Source organism: Bacillus sp. NPDC093026 (genome assembly GCF_044754665.1).
GTDB lineage: Bacteria > Bacillota > Bacilli > Bacillales > Bacillaceae > Bacillus > Bacillus maqinnsis.
Map to the genome: position 1 here is coordinate 105,460 of NZ_JBIVPN010000003.1, position 17,582 is coordinate 123,041.

The 17,582-nt window shown below is 40.8% G+C and carries 24 protein-coding genes; 22 read left to right on the plus strand and 2 right to left on the minus strand.

All coding sequences use genetic code 11. The annotated features are described in order from the left end of the window. Positions 1 to 17: 17 nt before the first annotated feature. Positions 18 to 893 carry a patatin-like phospholipase family protein gene (locus tag ACIQCE_RS09530; protein ID WP_400494593.1) on the plus strand — a complete coding sequence of 292 codons (876 nt, stop codon included), beginning with the start codon at positions 18 to 20 and terminating at the stop codon, positions 891 to 893. Here ACIQCE_RS09530 and ACIQCE_RS09535 read toward each other — a convergent pair. Both ACIQCE_RS09535 and ACIQCE_RS09540 read right to left on the minus strand, forming a co-directional pair. Then, the gene (locus ACIQCE_RS09535; RefSeq protein WP_353855266.1) at positions 890 to 1,285 is read right to left on the minus strand and encodes an SA1362 family protein; all 396 of its coding nucleotides are present in this window, start codon (positions 1,283 to 1,285) and stop codon (positions 890 to 892) included. The genes ACIQCE_RS09530 and ACIQCE_RS09535 overlap by 4 nt on opposite strands. 38 nt (positions 1,286 to 1,323) lie before the next feature. Then, positions 1,324 to 2,280, minus strand: coding sequence for a DUF1385 domain-containing protein (locus tag ACIQCE_RS09540; RefSeq protein ID WP_400494594.1), 957 nt, complete (start codon positions 2,278 to 2,280; stop codon positions 1,324 to 1,326). 218 nt (positions 2,281 to 2,498) lie between these two features. Between ACIQCE_RS09540 and ACIQCE_RS09545 the strand changes: the two genes are divergently transcribed. From ACIQCE_RS09545 to ACIQCE_RS09645, 21 genes are all read left to right on the plus strand, one after another. Continuing rightward, positions 2,499 to 3,026 carry a YqhR family membrane protein gene (locus tag ACIQCE_RS09545; RefSeq protein WP_400494595.1) on the plus strand — a complete coding sequence of 176 codons (528 nt, stop codon included), beginning with the start codon at positions 2,499 to 2,501 and terminating at the stop codon, positions 3,024 to 3,026. 92 nt (positions 3,027 to 3,118) lie between these two features. Then, positions 3,119 to 3,562, plus strand: a complete 444-nt coding sequence (gene aroQ, locus ACIQCE_RS09550) for a type II 3-dehydroquinate dehydratase (protein ID WP_353855269.1) — start codon at positions 3,119 to 3,121, stop codon at positions 3,560 to 3,562. Further along, positions 3,559 to 4,623, plus strand: coding sequence for a M24 family metallopeptidase (locus ACIQCE_RS09555; RefSeq protein WP_400494596.1), 1,065 nt, complete (start codon positions 3,559 to 3,561; stop codon positions 4,621 to 4,623). The genes aroQ and ACIQCE_RS09555 overlap by 4 nt, the downstream gene beginning before the upstream one ends. A gap of 25 nt (positions 4,624 to 4,648) precedes the next feature. Continuing rightward, positions 4,649 to 5,206, plus strand: coding sequence for an elongation factor P (gene efp, locus ACIQCE_RS09560; RefSeq protein WP_353855271.1), 558 nt, complete (start codon positions 4,649 to 4,651; stop codon positions 5,204 to 5,206). Between the two features lie 185 nt (positions 5,207 to 5,391). Next, on the plus strand, positions 5,392 to 5,676 hold the full coding sequence (locus ACIQCE_RS09565) for a YqhV family protein (protein ID WP_400494597.1): 285 nt from the start codon (positions 5,392 to 5,394) through the stop codon (positions 5,674 to 5,676). A 66-nt stretch (positions 5,677 to 5,742) separates the two neighbouring features. Continuing rightward, positions 5,743 to 6,666 carry a stage III sporulation protein AA gene (gene spoIIIAA / locus ACIQCE_RS09570; protein WP_400494598.1) on the plus strand — a complete coding sequence of 308 codons (924 nt, stop codon included), beginning with the start codon at positions 5,743 to 5,745 and terminating at the stop codon, positions 6,664 to 6,666. Beyond that, positions 6,660 to 7,175 carry a stage III sporulation protein SpoIIIAB gene (gene spoIIIAB, locus ACIQCE_RS09575; RefSeq protein ID WP_400494599.1) on the plus strand — a complete coding sequence of 172 codons (516 nt, stop codon included), beginning with the start codon at positions 6,660 to 6,662 and terminating at the stop codon, positions 7,173 to 7,175. Before spoIIIAA ends, spoIIIAB begins: the two co-directional genes overlap by 7 nt. A gap of 19 nt (positions 7,176 to 7,194) precedes the next feature. After that, complete coding sequence (gene spoIIIAC / locus ACIQCE_RS09580) at positions 7,195 to 7,401, plus strand: stage III sporulation protein AC (protein WP_353855275.1); 207 nt, start codon at positions 7,195 to 7,197, stop codon at positions 7,399 to 7,401. After that, positions 7,389 to 7,811, plus strand: a complete 423-nt coding sequence (spoIIIAD, locus tag ACIQCE_RS09585; RefSeq protein ID WP_400494983.1) for a stage III sporulation protein AD — start codon at positions 7,389 to 7,391, stop codon at positions 7,809 to 7,811. The genes spoIIIAC and spoIIIAD overlap by 13 nt, the downstream gene beginning before the upstream one ends. Positions 7,812 to 7,843: 32 nt before the next feature. Beyond that, positions 7,844 to 9,025, plus strand: a complete 1,182-nt coding sequence (gene spoIIIAE, locus ACIQCE_RS09590) for a stage III sporulation protein AE (RefSeq protein WP_483861788.1) — start codon at positions 7,844 to 7,846, stop codon at positions 9,023 to 9,025. A 14-nt stretch (positions 9,026 to 9,039) separates the two neighbouring features. Then, positions 9,040 to 9,669 (plus strand): stage III sporulation protein AF, encoded by a 630-nt coding sequence (spoIIIAF, locus tag ACIQCE_RS09595; protein ID WP_400494600.1) that lies wholly within the window; start codon positions 9,040 to 9,042, stop codon positions 9,667 to 9,669. Then, positions 9,662 to 10,333, plus strand: coding sequence for a stage III sporulation protein AG (gene spoIIIAG / locus ACIQCE_RS09600; protein ID WP_400494601.1), 672 nt, complete (start codon positions 9,662 to 9,664; stop codon positions 10,331 to 10,333). The genes spoIIIAF and spoIIIAG overlap by 8 nt, the downstream gene beginning before the upstream one ends. After that, entirely contained in the window at positions 10,333 to 10,965 is a 633-nt protein-coding gene (locus ACIQCE_RS09605) for a SpoIIIAH-like family protein (RefSeq protein ID WP_353856511.1), read from the plus strand. Before spoIIIAG ends, ACIQCE_RS09605 begins: the two co-directional genes overlap by 1 nt. 195 nt (positions 10,966 to 11,160) lie before the next feature. Continuing rightward, positions 11,161 to 11,643: an acetyl-CoA carboxylase biotin carboxyl carrier protein gene (gene accB, locus ACIQCE_RS09610; protein WP_400494602.1), complete on the plus strand. Its 483-nt coding sequence runs from the start codon at positions 11,161 to 11,163 to the stop codon at positions 11,641 to 11,643. An 11-nt stretch (positions 11,644 to 11,654) separates the two neighbouring features. Beyond that, entirely contained in the window at positions 11,655 to 13,004 is a 1,350-nt protein-coding gene (accC, locus tag ACIQCE_RS09615; RefSeq protein ID WP_353855280.1) for an acetyl-CoA carboxylase biotin carboxylase subunit, read from the plus strand. A gap of 25 nt (positions 13,005 to 13,029) precedes the next feature. Continuing rightward, positions 13,030 to 13,437: an Asp23/Gls24 family envelope stress response protein gene (locus tag ACIQCE_RS09620; RefSeq protein ID WP_400494603.1), complete on the plus strand. Its 408-nt coding sequence runs from the start codon at positions 13,030 to 13,032 to the stop codon at positions 13,435 to 13,437. 210 nt (positions 13,438 to 13,647) lie between these two features. Further along, the gene (gene nusB / locus ACIQCE_RS09625; RefSeq protein ID WP_400494604.1) at positions 13,648 to 14,043 is read left to right on the plus strand and encodes a transcription antitermination factor NusB; all 396 of its coding nucleotides are present in this window, start codon (positions 13,648 to 13,650) and stop codon (positions 14,041 to 14,043) included. 10 nt (positions 14,044 to 14,053) lie between these two features. After that, positions 14,054 to 14,905: a bifunctional methylenetetrahydrofolate dehydrogenase/methenyltetrahydrofolate cyclohydrolase FolD gene (gene folD, locus ACIQCE_RS09630; RefSeq protein WP_400494605.1), complete on the plus strand. Its 852-nt coding sequence runs from the start codon at positions 14,054 to 14,056 to the stop codon at positions 14,903 to 14,905. A 70-nt stretch (positions 14,906 to 14,975) separates the two neighbouring features. Beyond that, positions 14,976 to 16,322 carry an exodeoxyribonuclease VII large subunit gene (xseA, locus tag ACIQCE_RS09635; RefSeq protein ID WP_400494606.1) on the plus strand — a complete coding sequence of 449 codons (1,347 nt, stop codon included), beginning with the start codon at positions 14,976 to 14,978 and terminating at the stop codon, positions 16,320 to 16,322. Further along, the gene (locus tag ACIQCE_RS09640) at positions 16,319 to 16,579 is read left to right on the plus strand and encodes an exodeoxyribonuclease VII small subunit (RefSeq protein ID WP_400494607.1); all 261 of its coding nucleotides are present in this window, start codon (positions 16,319 to 16,321) and stop codon (positions 16,577 to 16,579) included. The genes xseA and ACIQCE_RS09640 overlap by 4 nt, the downstream gene beginning before the upstream one ends. Beyond that, positions 16,569 to 17,459: a polyprenyl synthetase family protein gene (locus ACIQCE_RS09645; RefSeq protein WP_400494608.1), complete on the plus strand. Its 891-nt coding sequence runs from the start codon at positions 16,569 to 16,571 to the stop codon at positions 17,457 to 17,459. The genes ACIQCE_RS09640 and ACIQCE_RS09645 overlap by 11 nt, the downstream gene beginning before the upstream one ends. The last annotated feature ends 123 nt before the right edge of the window (positions 17,460 to 17,582 follow it).

Here is a 17,582-nt window from a genome sequence, read left to right on the forward strand (position 1 = left end):
AAAAGGGGGCTCCTTTGATGAAGATTGATGGTGTTTTCTCAGGTGGAGGCATTAAAGGTGCAGCGCTTGCTGGGGCTTATGAAGCACTTGAGGCGAGAGGTTTTCAATTTGTTCGACTTGCCGGTACAAGTGCAGGAGCCATCATTGCCTCGCTCATTGCAGCAGGTTTTACAAGTCAGGAAATAGGGGCGCTCTTAGATGAAATGAATGAGCATCAATTGCTTGACAGGAGATGCCAATTCATTCCGTTTAAAATGCTTAGATGGGTATCTATTTACTGGCGACTCGGTCTTTACAAAGGAGATCGGCTGGAAAAATGGCTCACAGAAGTTCTAAAACGAAAAGGGGTGACTGTGTTTGGGGATCTCAAAAAGGATTCTTTAAAAATCGTTGCTTCTGACTTAACAAATGGAAAAATCCTCGTATTACCTGACGATCTTCCCTCTTATGGCTTAAATCCAGATCATTTTTCCGTTGCTCGGGCAATCCGCATGAGCTGCAGCCTTCCTTATTTTTTTGAACCTGTAAAACTGAAGTCCTCAAAAGGAATATGTACCATTGTTGATGGGGGAGTTCTTAGTAATTTTCCTATTTGGTTATTTGCTGAAGAGAAAAAAAGACCTGTGGTAGGCGTCACTTTAACGCCAAATGAAAAAGAACGCCCTCAACACTCCATCCGCAATGCGTTTGAACTGTTTGGCGCTCTTTTTGAAACGATGCGTGGTGCTCATGACGCAAGACACATTGCCACAAAACACGAACGTCATATTATTTTCATTCCTGTAGAACACGTCATTGCCACTGATTTTCAACTGATGACTGAAAAGAAAAGGGCGCTCGTCAATCTAGGTAGACAGAAAGCCGAGCAATTTTTAAAGAGCTGGACATTTTAAAATAAAGCTCGATTTTTCTTTTTATTTTTCTTGCCTTCAATCACAGTCAAATGTGTTTGGCTTTTCTTTTTGAGAAGGACGGGCTTTGCCTTGTGGTCAGTCGGCACGCTTCGCAAATGAGTGACCCGATTTTTCATCTGGTTTTTCGTTTTCGGCTTAGGCTGCTGGTAGCGACGTTTCGATTGTTTGACTGCCTTACGGTATAGATTGCCTTCTGTCCCTTTGCTTCGATTCATCAGCCATTTAAATAGGAAAAACAAAACCGCTCCAACAATCACAACTGATAGCAGCATCGTAAAAAGCCTGCCAGGGTTTGTTGTGAGTAAATACACAAACCCCAAAATACCTAAAGCAAAAATAATGGTAAAAGCAGGATGTGCTCGGCGATTCATAACTGTCCACCTCCGAATGAATTTACCGGATTTATAAGTTAGATCACTTGATGAGCTGAATCTGACGCTTGCTTCTCTGACGCTTCCTCTAAACGAAGCAATTCATTAAAGCTTGCAATGGCTACCTCGATTTGGTCGCTAGAAGGTTCCTTTGTTGTAAGCAATTGCAACCAAAGGCCAGGGTAGCCAAACACTTTTAACACTGGCACTTCTCGAAGCTTGTTCGTGAGTTGTAGAACTTCAAAGGAAATTCCAAGTACAACCGGAATGAGTGCCAAGCGGTTCAGAACTCTCACCCATAAAGGATCTGTCGGTACGAGTAAATAGACGAACATCCCGACAATGACAGTGAATAGAATAAAGCTACTGCCACAGCGATAATGAAGCCGAGATTGACTTTGGACATTTTTCACTGTGATGTCAAGACCCTGTTCATAGCAGTTTATGACTTTATGTTCTGCCCCATGATACTGAAATACCCTTTTAATTAAAGGAGTCATGGAAATAAAATAAATATAGCTTAATAACAACACCAATTTAAAGAATGTCTCTACTGCGATTTGTGCGAAATTTCCTGAAAAAATCGGTCGAACAAGCTCAGCTAAAAAGACAGGTACAAGTGTAAAGACGAATTTGCTAAAGAGAAGAGAAAGAACTCCGATTACAGCAATGCCGAAGATCATCGACAATTTTGAGCCTTTTTGTTCTTTTTCAAGAGTATGATCTTCAGAAGGGTCTAAATCATAGCGCTCGCTGGAGAAATGTAAATGCTTACTGCCGTTTGCACTTGCTTCCACAAGTGCGGCGACACCCCTGACAAAAGGGATTTTCTTGAGAAATGCGGTCTGTTTATTGGAGGTCCTAGGAAGTTTTAGAAACTCAATGGACTGATCCTTACGCCGAATTGCTGTCACATAGTTCTTTTTACCTCCAAACATGACACCTTCGACAACTGCCTGCCCTCCATATGCTGGAGGTTTTGTTTGATTGGACATATTTCATCAACCTACGTTTCCTGTAATTTACATGCAATTCCCTATACTTTTATTGTACAGGAATTTAATCGAAATCACTAGTACACAGGTCGATTATCTACTAGAATTCTATCTACCTCTTTTTAGCCAGTATACCCTTATATAAAAATTTTACACACACGACTTGAAATCCTTTTTTTTATTACATTTTGGGCATACTACTTGTTGGAGGTGTTCGTATGAAACGTGATGAAAAGAAAAACAAAGAAGAGAAAAATCAGCCGACCCAAACCACTTTTATGCTTGGAAGAGTAGCTGCTACAGGCGTTTTCGGCGGTGTTTTTTGGGGGTTTATTGGTTTTTTGACCCATATGTTTCATTTTTCAGAAGTGAGTCCGAATATGCTTTTGCAGCCTTTTGTGCTCGGAGAGTGGAAAAAAGGCGGACTGGGGACATTTATCAGCCTCATGATATTAGGCATTTTATCCATTGGAGCGGCTTTTATTTATTACGCCCTTTTAAAAAAGATTAAAGGTTTCTGGATGGGTTTAATTTATGGAGCCATATTATGGGTGCTTGTATTTTATGTATTTAATCCTATTTTTCCTGATGTCAAGCATGTTCAGGATTTAAAGCAAAGCACCATTGTGACGACATTTTGCCTATATATTTTATATGGCATGTTTGTTGGGTACAGCATTTCATTTGAATACAATGAATTAACGAGTGACAAGCTGGCGAGAGCGCTCGGGAAAAGATTAGAATAAAGTGTAAATCAACCATTCATATGGTAATATATTTTCTAAAGAAAAAGAAACAGATATCTATATGGATTGAATTAGGGTGAAGGAGTGGTCATATGCCTCATTTTCTCGTGCTGAATGGACCAAATTTAAATAGGCTTGGCAAAAGAGAGCCTGCAGTTTACGGAAACAAGACGCTGACGGATTTAGAAACCGATTTGTTTCAATTTGCAGAAAGAGCAAATATTCAATTAACATTTTTTCAATCAAATCACGAAGGTGATTTGGTCGATGCCTTGCACGAAGCAGAGGATCAATACGATGGTGTTGTGTTTAACCCGGGTGCTTTTACCCATTATAGCTATGCGCTGAGAGATGCTATTGCAAGTATTTCTTTATCTGTCATCGAAGTACATATAACAAATGTTCATAAGAGAGAGGAATTCCGCCATCATTCTGTTCTTGCTCCAGTATGTCAGGGTCAAATTGTTGGACTTGGTTTAGAAGGATATAAATTGGCGATCCGTTATTTAGTCAGTGAAGGGGGAGCAGCATCATGAAGCTTGAGAAACTAAGAAAGCTATTAACCGAATTGAAGATTGATGGTCTTGTCATTACAAGCAACTTTAATTTACAATACATGACGAGCTTTACTGGATCAGCAGGTCTTGCAGTGGTATCAAAGGATCGTGCGGCATTTATTACTGATTTTCGCTACACAGAACAAGCCAAAGATCAAGTAAAAGGTTATGACATCATTGAACATAAAGGAAACATTGTTGAAACAGCAACCCAAACGGCAAAGGAATTTGGGGTGAAACGTCTTGGTTTTGAACAAAATCATATGACATTTGCAACTTATCAGCAGTATGTGGACAATGCAAGTGGAATAGAGCTTGTTCCTGTCTCAGAATCGGTTGAAAAGTTGCGCTTGATTAAGTCAAGTGAAGAGATTAAGATATTAGAGGAAGCTGCGAAGATTGCAGATCGTGCCTTTGATCATATTCTCACTTACATCAAGCCGGGCCTGACAGAGATTGCGGTCATGAACGAGCTTGAATTTTTCATGAGAAAAGAAGGTGCGGAAGGATCTTCATTCGATATGATTGTGGCCTCAGGGGTTCGTTCTAGCCTCCCGCATGGTAGAGCTAGTGAAAAGGTGATCCAATCTGGTGATATGGTTACACTAGATTTTGGTGCCTACTATAAAGGTTATTGTTCTGATATGACAAGAACGATTGCAGTAGGAAAGCCAAGCGACAAATTGAAGGAAATTTATTATATCGTATTAGAAGCAGAAAACGCTGGTGTGGATAGAATCAAGCCAGGCTTAACAGGAAAAGAAGCTGATCGCATCACACGTGACATCATTGAGAAGTATGGCTACGGTCAATATTTCGGCCATTCGACTGGTCACGGGCTAGGAATGGAAGTACATGAAGCACCTGCTCTGTCCTCTCGCTCACAGGTCGTGTTAGAAGAGGGCATGGTTGTGACAGTTGAGCCTGGGATTTACTTGCCAGATGTCGGCGGCGTGAGAATTGAGGATGATATTGTCCTAACAGCTAACGGCAATAAACGATTAACCCACTCACCGAAAGAATTAATCATATTAACATGATGATGAAATGTAGGAGGAAGACAAAATGATTTCAGTAAACGATTTTCGTACAGGCCTGACAATTGAAGTGGATGGCGGTATTTGGCGTGTCGTCGATTTCCAACACGTAAAACCAGGAAAAGGCGCAGCGTTTGTTCGTTCTAAATTACGTAACTTACGTACTGGAGCCATTCAAGAAAAAACATTCCGTGCTGGTGAAAAAGTAGCAAAAGCTCAAATCGAAACAAAAACGATGCAGTATTTATATGCAAATGGTGATCAGCATGTATTTATGGATACAAGCTCATACGAACAGCTTGAATTAAATGAAGCACAAATTAAAGATGAGCTGAAATACTTGCTTGAAAATATGTCTGTTCAAATCGTCATGTACGGTTCTGAAACACTTGGCGTTGAACTTCCAAACACAGTAGAACTAGAAGTAGTAGAAACTGAGCCTGGTATTAAAGGTGACACAACATCAGGTGGAACAAAACCTGCGAAAACAGAAACGGGTTTAATCGTCAACGTTCCTTTCTTTGTCAATAAAGGAGATAAACTAGTGATTAATACAACGGACGGTTCATACGTATCAAGAGCTTAATGAAGTGAAAAGCTGTAAACCTTGGCTGTAAGCCTTGTGTTTGCAGCTTTTTTTATTTGAAGTAATGTTTGTTCCTTCGCATGTCTCTTCACTATCTATTCTCTCATCTTTTTCTCTTACTTTTTGAAAAAAAGACTACTTCCAGAGATTGAAGCATATAGTGTTAAAAAAGCTGGAGGTTCTTTATGAAACAATTTCTTTTCCCAAGCATTCTTCCGTCAGTCGCTCTAATGGCAGGTATGAGGTTTTTATCTGCGACGATTGAACTGACGGCTGCCATCCTCATCTTAATCACAAATGATGTACGCAAAGCTGTTGTAATAAATAGTATTTTAGCGATGATTGGACCCCTCATTTTTATTATCACAATGACCATTGGAATCTATCAAATTGCAGGACAGTTCTCCTATGCAAAACTCATTTTGATTTTCCTTGGGGTCGTATTTATTCTCGTTGGGATTTATAAATAAAAGGGCTTGGCATAATTCACAACACACATCATACATTTTAGAGAAGAAAAAAAGGAGGGGGATTCGTTGCGGAGTTTGTTGGATATTCTCCCGCACTCTATTGGACAAGAACTCAGCTTGCTAAAAGAAGCAGAATGGGCGCAAATAGAAGAAATCCGCATTCGAACTTGCCGCCCCATTGAACTGATTCAAGGGGGGAACCCGCACTTTCTTTCCTATTATACAACAGCAGAAGATGCTTCTCAGCTGTTAGGCAGGCTAAGCAATTACAGCATGTACACACTTGAAGAAGAATTGAAACAAGGCTATATCACCATATCGGGCGGACATAGGGTAGGGCTTGCAGGAAAGGTGATCGTCGAAAACGGATCAGTCAAAGGCTTAAGAGATATTTCTTCATTTAATATTCGAATAGCAAAAGAAAAGATAGGAATTGCGCTCCCGTTTCTTCCTTATTTATATGAAAAAAATTGGTGCAACACGCTCATCATTGGTCCTCCCCAAACAGGTAAAACGACCTTGCTACGTGATTTGGCACGTCTGATTAGTACTGGAACAAAAGAGATTCCGTCCAGAAAAACAGGGATTATTGATGAGCGCTCCGAGATTGCTGGGTGTATCAGAGGGGTGCCGCAGCATCATTTTGGACACCGGATTGATGTGCTGGATGCGTGTCCAAAGGCAGAAGGATTGATGATGATGATTCGCTCCATGAGCCCTGAAGTCATCATTGTAGATGAAATCGGAAAAAGTGAGGATGTACAGGCTCTTTTAGAAGCCATTCATGCAGGTGTGACCATCATCGTGTCAGCCCATGGGTACTCACTTGAAGATATATGGAAACGTCCCTCTTTTCAATCATTGCGGCAGCATCGTGTATTTGATCGATATGTCGAATTAAACAGGGAAAATGGTCCTGGAACCATTGGGCGGATTTATGACCAAAACGGACAAGAGATGAAATGGAGGCGAGGATTGGACGTATGTTAAAACTCATTGGCGCTATTTTCATTGTCGCAGCAACGACATGGGGAGGCTTTGAGTTTGCTAAAAGATACAGCGACCGGCCAAAGCAAATTAGGCAGCTTCGGTTTGCCTTGCAGTCTCTTGAAGCCGAAATTATGTATGGACAAACACCTCTAGAGCGTGCTGCAGACCAAATTGCTTCGCAAGTAGGTCCTCCCATTAGCCGTCTGTTTGAGCAATTTGCAGAAAAGCTCAAGGTCGGTACCTTTTCTGCTAGGCATGCATGGAATGAAAGTTTGGAAGAGGTGTGGAAAATGACCGTTTTGAAAAAAGGCGAGTATGAAGCGCTTAAGCACTTTGGAGAAACACTTGGCCAGCATGATGTCATTTCCCAGCAAAAGTATATCAAACTTGCTTTAGGACATTTGGAATCAGAGGAGAAGGAGGCTGAAATCGCTCAAGCTAAAAACGAAAAGATGGTGAGAAGCCTCGGGTTTTTAAGTGGATTGCTACTGATTCTTTTATTGATGTGACAGGAAGGGAGTCGAGAGCATGGGCGTTGATGTAGACGTCATTTTTCAAATTGCGGGAGTGGGCATTGTGGTGGCCTTTCTCCATACCATTTTAGATCAAATGGGAAAAAAGGAGTATGCCCAGTGGGTGACGCTGCTTGGGTTTATTTACATTTTGTTTATGGTGGCAACCATTGTGGATGATTTGTTTAAAAAGATTAAAGCCGTATTTCTATTTCAAGGGTAGGGGAGGGCTTACAAATCGAAATTATACAAATTGTCGGACTTGGTTTAATCGCCACTTTTTTAGCATTAATCGTCAAAGAACAAAAGCCGACCTTCGCCTTTATGCTTGTTGTGTTTACAGGGTGTGTCATTTTTCTTTATTTAATTGATCAAATCTATGCCATTATCTCGATGATTGAAAAAATTGCCGCAAATGCCGGCGTGAACATGAAGTATGTTGAGACCATTTTAAAAATTATTGGGATTGCCTATATTGCAGAATTTGGATCTCAGCTGACAAAGGATGCCGGACAAGGAGCTATTGCTTCAAAAATAGAACTTGGCGGTAAAATCCTCATATTGGTCATGGCAGTACCCATTTTAACAGTCATCATTGAGACCATATTAGGCATGATTCCTTCCATGACTTGATTGAAAAGAGGTGAAGAGGGGTGAAACAGGTTATTGCCGCAATTGGGCTCATGCTTTCCTTATGGCTGATTGCCCCGCTTGCTTATGCAGAGGGAAAGGAGCCTGAAAAAAGTGAAGAACCAGTCGCAGAAGAAGTGGCTAATGGACAGGCTGATGCACTTGAGCTTAGTTCCATCAGTGACTTCTGGGAAACGATTTTGGACGAGTATGGCGGCTTTCTGCCAGAAAGCCAAAAAGGCACAGTGAAAGAAATGATTGATGGCGACAAAGAACTGTCTCCACAAACGTGGCTCAAAGCGTTTGTTCAATATCTCTTTCACGAGGTCATTGCAAATGGGAAACTGTTAGGAACCCTTATTTTACTTACCATCTTTTGTTCTCTTTTGCAGCTACTGCAAAATGCCTTTGAACAAAGCACTGTCAGCAAAGTCGCTTATGCACTTGTTTATATGGTGCTGATCATTATTGCGCTCAACAGCTTTCATGTTGCGATCTCCTATGCAACAGAAGCTATTCAAACGATGACCAGTTTTATTCTTGCTCTTATTCCTCTTTTATTAGCGCTCATTGCTTCATCAGGAGGGCTTGTCTCAGCCGGCTTTTTTCATCCTGTTATTTTATTTCTGATGAACACGAGCGGCATTTTTATTCAATCTGTTGTCCTACCGCTGATCTTCTTGTCGGCCATGTTAAGCATCGTAAGCACCCTGACCGAACAATACAAAGTCACGCAGCTTGCCCAGTTGTTAAGAAACATTGCCATCGGCGGACTTGCGGTCTTTCTGACCGTTTTTCTTGGCGTCATTTCAGTACAAGGTGCATCTGCTGCCATCAGTGATGGAATCGCCTTGCGTACTGCAAAATTTATTACTGGAAATTTTATTCCTGTCTTAGGAAGGATGTTTACGGATGCAACTGATACAGTCATTAGTGCTTCTGTGTTGCTGAAAAACACCGTTGGACTTGTTGGTGTCGCCATTTTGATTTCAATTGCTGCCTTCCCGGCCATTAAAGTCTTGTCGCTTGCCCTTATCTACAAGCTTGCGGCTGCCATCCTTCAGCCTCTAGGCGGCGGACCAATCATTAGCTGTCTTGATGTGATATCGAAAAGTGTTCTCTATATATTTGCCGCACTTGCTGTTGTGTCGCTCATGTTCTTTTTAAGCATCACCGTCATCATCACCGCCGGTAACCTCACAATGATGATGAAGTAAGGGGGGGAACACCTTTGGGCTTTCTCACAGAATGGATTACGAGCATTATCTTATTTATCTTATTTGCGATTGTCATTGATCTTTTGCTTCCTAATTCAAGCATGCAAAAGTATGCAAAAATGGTTGTCAGCTTACTATTAATTGTGGTAATGCTTAATCCCATTTTTGCCTTATTTCGAGCTGATCCGGATCAAATCTTCTCAGAATTAATGAAAGGGAAGGAAGAAGCACAGTCAGATGAAATAAAAAATCAGATGAATTTAGAAAAAAAAGAAATACAAGCTTCTCATCGTGCATATATTTTAAAGCAAATGGCTGTCCAACTAGAAAAAAGTGCAAAGGAGTCACTGGAGAAAGAGAACTATGAAATGAAACAGGTAGAAGTGTTGACAGATGAGGAGCACCTTGATCAGAACATGGAAGCAAATCAGTTTCGTATCAAAGCGGTCATTTCTCCATTAACTCAGGATGCTGTAGAAACTGTGGCAAAGGTTGAAATTGATCTATCCAGTCAAAAGGAAGAGAGAGCTGGATCGTCACAAGAGATGGTGAGGGTGAAAAAGGAGCTTGCAGATATATGGAATATGAATCCTGAACACATTACAGTGCATATTGAGGGAGGTGACACGGTAGATCATGAATAATCAAGACTGGAAACAGAAGCTGAAAGCATTGTTCCAAGCACCTGAAAAGGGTGAGGGAAAACCGAAATTAACAAAACATCACTACTTGTTACTCGTTTTCATTATCGGGGTGTCTTTCATGCTAGTCAGTCAAATGCTGTCACCGCCATCAAGCAATAAACAGGCAGTCGTTCCCGCTTCTAAAAAAACACCCTCAGAAGAGCAAGCGGTGTTTAAACCTTCATCAACAGGTAAATCGAAGGACTCCATTGAGGATGTTGAGCAAGAATATGAAAATCAGTTAAAAGACATTTTAGAGACCATCATTGGGGTCGAAGATGTTTCTATTGTTGTCAATGTGGACGCAACTTCTTTGAAAGTATTTGAAAAAAACAAATCCAATAAAAGCACAACAACTGAAGAAACAGATAAAGAAGGCGGAGTGAGAAGTGTAACCGACCAGACAAAGGAAGAAGAGGTTGTGATCATCAAAAATGGCAATGAAGAAACACCAGTCGTCGTTCAAACGAAAAAACCAGAAATTCGTGGTGTTCTCGTTGTTGCTCAAGGAGTAGACAACGTTCAAATAAAAAAAACCATCATTGAAGCTGTTACACGAGTGCTTGATGTACCGAGCCATAGAGTAGCTGTTGCCCCTAAAAAAATCAAGGAGGATTCGGAATGATGTTAAAAAAACAAACGGTTTGGCTATTAACGATGCTAAGTTTAGTTGTCGTATTAAGTGTGTACTATATTATGTCTCCACAAGGTGAGAACGCAGTGACAGTAGAGGATACAAAATCAAAAGGAACTGAAGAGAAAAAGACAGAAACAGAAAAAGGAACTGATAAAGGAACAGAAAAAGGCAGTGACTTAAAGTCTTCTGACAAAGAAACAAGCGGTGAACAAGAGGATGTTGAAACAAGTGGTGAAGAAGGAAAAGCTGTCTCAGAGCAAACAGACGACGAACTCTTTACAACTTATCGGCTAGAGCTTGAAGACAAACGAAGCAAGCAGCGCGAAGAATATAATGAGATCGTCTCTAGTGACGATGCAACAGCTCAAGAAAAAAGTGAAGCCTATGATCAAATGACGGCACTCAGCGAGGCAGAAGGAACAGAGCGCCAATTGGAAACATTGATCAAAACAAAAGGCTATAAAGATGCGCTTGTAAGTGCTGAAGGAGATAAAGTGAGCATCACAGTGCGTTCTGATAAAAAATCAAAGTCTCAAGCAGCGGATATTATTGATATGGTCACAAATGAAATCAAAGGATTAGATAACGTTGCCGTCACGTTTGAGCCGTCCAATCAATAAAAAAATGAAAAAAACGTCCTTCACGAAAAAGGGCGTTTTTTCATGCGGCTTGACGCCTTGTTTAAGAAGTGCGTACAATGTGCCTGTTCACAATAGTAGTTGAATTCAACGAAATCCTCCTGTAAGATGATTATAGTATGTACTTTTAGTACTAGCCTATAAAAAAGATAAATCCATACATAGGGGTGCAAATCCATGTTAAAAATTGAAGAAATTCATGAACTGATTAAATTAATTGACGAATCCACAATTGATGAATTTACGTACGAAAACGAAGGTGCAAAAATTAATCTCAAAAAAAATAAAGAAATCGTTCAGCAAGTTGCGGCACCTGCACAAGTGGCTCCTGTTCAAGCAGCTCCAGCACAACAAGCTCCTAAAGCACAAGCTTCTGCTCAGACCGAAGCCCCTGTGCAAGAGGTAACTGCATCTGAAAATCTGCATAAAATTACATCCCCAATGGTTGGCACATTTTATGCTTCATCTTCACCAGAAGCAGATCCTTACGTGACAACAGGTTCTAAGGTGAAGGAAAATACAGTTGTATGTATCGTTGAAGCGATGAAACTGTTTAATGAAATTGAAGCAGAAGTAAAAGGCGAGATCGTCGAAGTGTTAGCGGAAAACGGTCAGCTTGTAGAATTTGGACAACCCCTCTTTCTAGTGAAAGCAGAGTAAGGAGTACAATCATGATTAAAAAGCTATTAATTGCAAACAGAGGAGAAATCGCAGTTAGAATCATCCGCGCTTGCAAAGAGCTAGGAATAGAAACAGTGGCAGTATTTTCTGAGGCAGATCGCGATGCACTGCATGTTCAAATGGCTGATGAAGCATATTGCATCGGACCCAAGGCATCAAAGGACAGTTACCTAAATGTTACAAACATTGTCAGTGTGGCAAAGCTAACGGGTACTGATGCTATTCACCCAGGATACGGCTTCCTAGCTGAAAATGCGGACTTTGCAGAGCTATGCGAAGAGTGTAATGTGATCTTTGTTGGTCCAACTGCATCAGCTATTTCTAAAATGGGAACCAAAGATGTGGCAAGAGAAACAATGAAACAAGCAGGTGTACCAATTGTTCCTGGTTCTCAAGGAATTGTAAAAGATCTTGATGATGCCGTTTCAACGGCAGCAGATATTGGGTATCCTGTTATTATTAAAGCAACTGCAGGCGGCGGTGGTAAAGGTATCCGCGTGGCTCGTACAGAAGAAGAGCTGATTAACGGAGTGAAAATCACCCAGCAAGAAGCCGCACAAAACTTTGGGAACCCAGGAGTCTACTTGGAGAAATTCATTGAAGACTTTAGACACGTAGAAATTCAAGTGCTTGCAGATCAGCATGGCAATACCATTCACCTAGGTGAGCGTGATTGCTCGATTCAAAGAAGGATGCAAAAGCTTCTTGAAGAAACGCCATCACCAGCCTTGAATGCAGATATTCGCGAGCAAATGGGTGAAGCAGCAGTGAAAGCCGCCGAGGCTGTTGAATACACAGGAGCAGGAACGGTCGAATTCATTTACGATTATAATGAAGAGAAGTTTTACTTCATGGAAATGAATACACGTATCCAAGTGGAGCATCCTGTTACGGAAATGGTCACAGGTGTCGATTTAATTAAAGAACAAATTAAAGTTGCATCAGGTGAGCCGCTTTCTCTTACGCAAGATGAAGTGGTCTATGAAGGCTGGGCGATTGAATGCCGTATTAACGCAGAGAACCCAGAGAAAAACTTTATGCCTTCTGCTGGTGAGATTAAAATGTATCTTCCGCCAGGTGGTTTGGGTGTACGTGTTGATTCTGCAGCTTATCCAGGATATGTCATTCCGCCATATTACGATAGCATGATTGCAAAAGTGATCACGTATGCTAAAACGAGAGAAGAAGCCATTGCAAAGATGAAACGTGCACTTCAAGAATTTGTCATTGAAGGAGTGTACACGACAATTCCATTCCACTTAAGACTGCTGGAGCATGAAACGTTTGTGAGCGGTCATTTTAATACGAAGTTTTTAGAAACGTATCAAATCATGAAATAATCACAGTTTTCGGAGGTGAATGATCGTGTCAGAAAACAATTTGCTTGAAATGAACCTTGATGAAGATCAATTGGGGAAAGTGCAAATTGCACCAGAAGTGATTGAAGTAATTGCAGGGATTGCAGCTTCAGAGGTTGAAGGAATCGCTGAAATGCGCGGCAACTTTGCTGCTGATGTAGCAGAACGTTTTGGAAAGAAAAATCACCGTAAAGGTGTAAAGGTAGATGTCTCTGATAAAGGCATTACAATTGATGTGTATTGCGTGGTTGAATTTGGTCTATCCATTCCAAAAGTATCCACTGCTGTTCAAGAAAATATTCGTCAAACCCTTTTAAACATGACTGCTTTAACCATTAATGAAATCAACATTCATGTGGTCGGCATTCAGTTTGATACAAAATCATCTGAGGCTGAAGTAGATCAAGAAATGTAAAAGCGGTTTGAAATGAAACCAAGGAGGAATCCCCTCTTTGGTTTTTTAAAAGCCTATTTTTGGGCAAGTTCCGAATATTGATTACGTCACGTGTTTATTTATTCGTTTTTTATCACAGCTGGCATGGATCTTGGTGCGACCTCGGTCAAAATATGTTATGATCTCTGTATGGCTTAACGACAAGCGGATAAATGGTTAAAGGAGTAAATGATGAAGAGAAGAACTGCAAGAGAAAAGGCGCTACAAACATTATTCCAAATTGATGTCAGCAATATTGATCCGAAAGAAGCAATCACGCATGCTCTTGATGAACAAGAATCAGATCCTTTTTTTGAGGAGCTGGTTTTCGGTGTGCTTGAATACAAGGATAAGCTAGATGAAATGATTTCAAAGCATCTTGTGAATTGGAAGTTTGATCGTATTGCAAATGTAGACAGAGCCATTTTAAGATTGTCTGTTTACGAAATGGTTTATCAAAAAGATATTCCGGATAGTGTCTCAATGAATGAAGCCATTGAGCTGGCCAAACTGTTTGGTGATGATAAAGCGCCGAAGTTTGTAAATGGTGTCCTTTCGAATATTAAAAATGACCTAAAGCAACAATAGGAGGATTGACATGACAGCAACGATCATTGATGGGAAAGAAACAGCAAAAGAAAAGCGTAAACAATTAGCACAAGAAGTAGAAGAGCTAAAACAAAAAGGCGTCACACCTGGTCTTGCCGTTATTCTGATCGGTGATGATCCGGCCTCACTTTCTTATGTACGCGGGAAGAAAAAAGCAGCAGAAGCGATGGGTATGCACTTTCAGCTTGATCATTTAGATGCTTCTTTAACAGAAGGAGAATTGCTAAAGCTTATTGATCAATATAATGCTGATGATCAATTCCATGGGATTCTTGTTCAGCTTCCACTGCCAAAACACATTTCTGAAAAAGCCGTCATTGAACGTATTTCACCAGAGAAAGATGTTGATGGTTTTCACCCATTAAATATCGGGAAAATGTTACTTGGGGAAGACACATTCCTTCCTTGTACACCAGCGGGTATTATTGAGCTGCTCAACAAAACAGGTGTTGATCTTTCTGGGAAAGAAGTTGTTGTGGTCGGACGAAGCAATATTGTTGGCAAACCTGTTGGTCAATTGCTCTTGAACGAAAATGCAACTGTCACCTATTGCCATTCAAAAACAGCTAATATTTCAGAACACACGTTAAAAGCGGATATTCTAGTTGTTGCCGTCGGTCGAGCAAACTTTATGAAAGCTGACCAAATAAAAGAGGGCGCTATTGTCATTGATGTAGGAGTGAATCGTTTGGATAATGGTAAACTTGTGGGAGATGTTGATTTTGAAGAAGCGAAAGAGAAAGCTTCATATATCACACCTGTTCCTGGCGGAGTCGGTCCAATGACAATTACCATGCTTGCACATAATACTGTCAAATCAGCAAAACGTACATTAGCATAAGCTTTATTCATTCATCCACCTGCATCTTGCTGGTGGATGAATGTGCGTTTTTGAAGAGGAGGAATACGTCATGAGTGAAAGAGCCTTTGTGACGGTCACAGCCCTTACAAAATACATAAAAAGAAAATTTGATGTTGACCCTCATTTAGAAGACATCTGGATTAAGGGTGAGTTATCTAACGTAAAAATTCACTCTAGAGGTCACGTTTACTTCACCTTGAAAGACGAGCATGCTCGAATGCAAGCTGTCATGTTCCAGCGTTCTGCATCGAAGCTGCCTTTTTCACCAGAGAGCGGAATGAAGGTGTTAGTGCGCGGCGGAATCCAAGTATATGAGCCGAGTGGCAACTATCAATTATATGCAAAGGAAATGCAGCCTGATGGTGTGGGTGCGCTTCATCTTGCTTATGAAGAGCTGAAGAAAAAATTGGCAAGTGAAGGCTTATTTGATGCGCGATATAAAAAGCAAATTCCTGAATATCCAGAAGTAGTTGGCGTCATTACATCACCAACTGGTGCAGCGGTTCGTGATGTCATTACAACCATCAACCGGCGTTACAAGCAAGCCAAAATCATTGTGCTTCCGGCGTTAGTCCAAGGAGAAAATGCGACTCGCTCCATCGTTGAACGAATCAAAGAAGCAAACGAAAAAAAGCTGTGTGATGTCTTGATTGTCGGAAGAGGCGGAGGTTCGATTGAAGAACTTTGGGCCTTTAATGAAGAAGCAGTCGCAAGAGCAATCTTCGCATCAGACATTCCGATCATTTCTGCGGTAGGACACGAAACGGACTTTACAATCAGTGATTTTACCGCCGACATGAGGGCACCTACACCAACAGCAGCAGCCGAGCTGGCTGTTCCAAGTACAACCGATTTAATTGAACGAATCAAATCCATTGATGTCCGCTTAACAAGGGCTGTGAAAAATCGATCCTCCCAAGCAAGGGAGCGACTTGTTGCTCTTCAATCTTCATATGCCTTCCGTTTTCCAAAACGATTACAAGAGCAAAAAGAACAGCAATTCGATATGGTATACGACCGTTTTCAAAAACAACTGTTGAGACAGATAGAATTAAAACGTGGTCAACTTGAACGCCAGATATACAAACTAAAACCTCTTCATCCAAAAGAGCAACTGCTTCAGGCGAAAAAACGTCATGCAAAGGAAACAGACCAACTCATCCGCGGGATGAATGTACAATTAAAATCAATTCATTCGCAGTTCCAATCCGTTCTTGGTAAACTAAATGCATTAAACCCGCTTCAGGTGATGGAGAGAGGCTACAGTTTAGCTTATAAAGAAGATGAACTGATTAAAAGCGTGAATCAAGTAGAAACGCAAGATCAACTGACGATTACGATGAAAGACGGACGTCTCATTTGTGAAGTGATTGAAAAGGAGGGGCAATCATCATGACAGAATCAAACAAAACCAAAAAAGAACAAATGACATTTGAAGAAGCAATGAAAGGTCTTGAAGAGATTGTAGGCAAGCTCGAAGAAGGAGACGTACCACTTGAACAAGCCATTCATTATTTTCAAGAAGGCATGACACTTTCAAAGCTTTGTCATGAAAAATTACAACAAGTTGAAAAGCAAATGGACTTCATTTTAAAAGAGGACGGTGAGCTCGCTCCTTTTTCAGTGAAGGAGGCAGATGCTGGTGACAAATAAATTAAATGAATTTTTAATCACACGAAAAAAGACCATTGAAGATTACCTATTTACATATGTTCAGAAATTACACATCCCAGAAAATCTGAAATCTTCTATGCTCTATTCACTAGAAGCAGGCGGAAAAAGGCTTCGTCCTATTCTCGTCCTAGCACTATTACATGCTTATGGGAAAAATGAGAAAGACGGTATACCGGTAGGCTGTGCAGTTGAAATGATTCATACGTATTCTTTAATTCATGATGATCTTCCATGCATGGATGATGATGATCTCCGCCGAGGAAAGCCTACCAATCACAAAGTATACGGCGAAGCAACGGCTGTTCTTGCCGGTGATGCACTTTTAACCGAAAGCTTTCGCCTGATCACCTCTCATTTATCTGATCATGTACCCGCAGAGAAGAAGTTGAAAATCATAGATGAGCTGGTACAGTCAGCCGGTGCGCAAGGAATGGTTGGTGGTCAATTTGATGATATGGAAGCAGAGCAAAAACAAGTATCTCTTGCTGAGCTAGAATCAATCCACGCCCGAAAAACAGGAAAACTGCTGACATTCAGTGTGACTGCGGGTGCTATTTTAGCAGGCGCACCTGATGTTGAAATCGAAAAGTTGAAAGAATTTAGCTATCATATTGGGATTGCATTCCAAATACGTGATGATATTTTAGACCTTGAAGGAAGCGAAGAAAAAATAGGGAAGCGTGTAGGCTCTGATATAGCAAACGAAAAGTCGACATACCCTTCTTTATTAACGCTTTCAGGAGCAAAAGAAAAACTAGATGAGCATATGACTTGTGCGAAAGAGATTGTCTCAAAGCTTCAGCTAGAGCAGCACTTGTTGCATGATTTATGTGATCTGATTGCCTCAAGAGATCATTAAAAACAGCCTAGATTTGAGGGTTCTCAAGCAATTGTGGTAAACTGTAAACAGTTTATCATGATGAGACAACTCTTATCCTTTTTTTTGATTTGTGCAGGGATAAGGCATTATATATGTTTATAG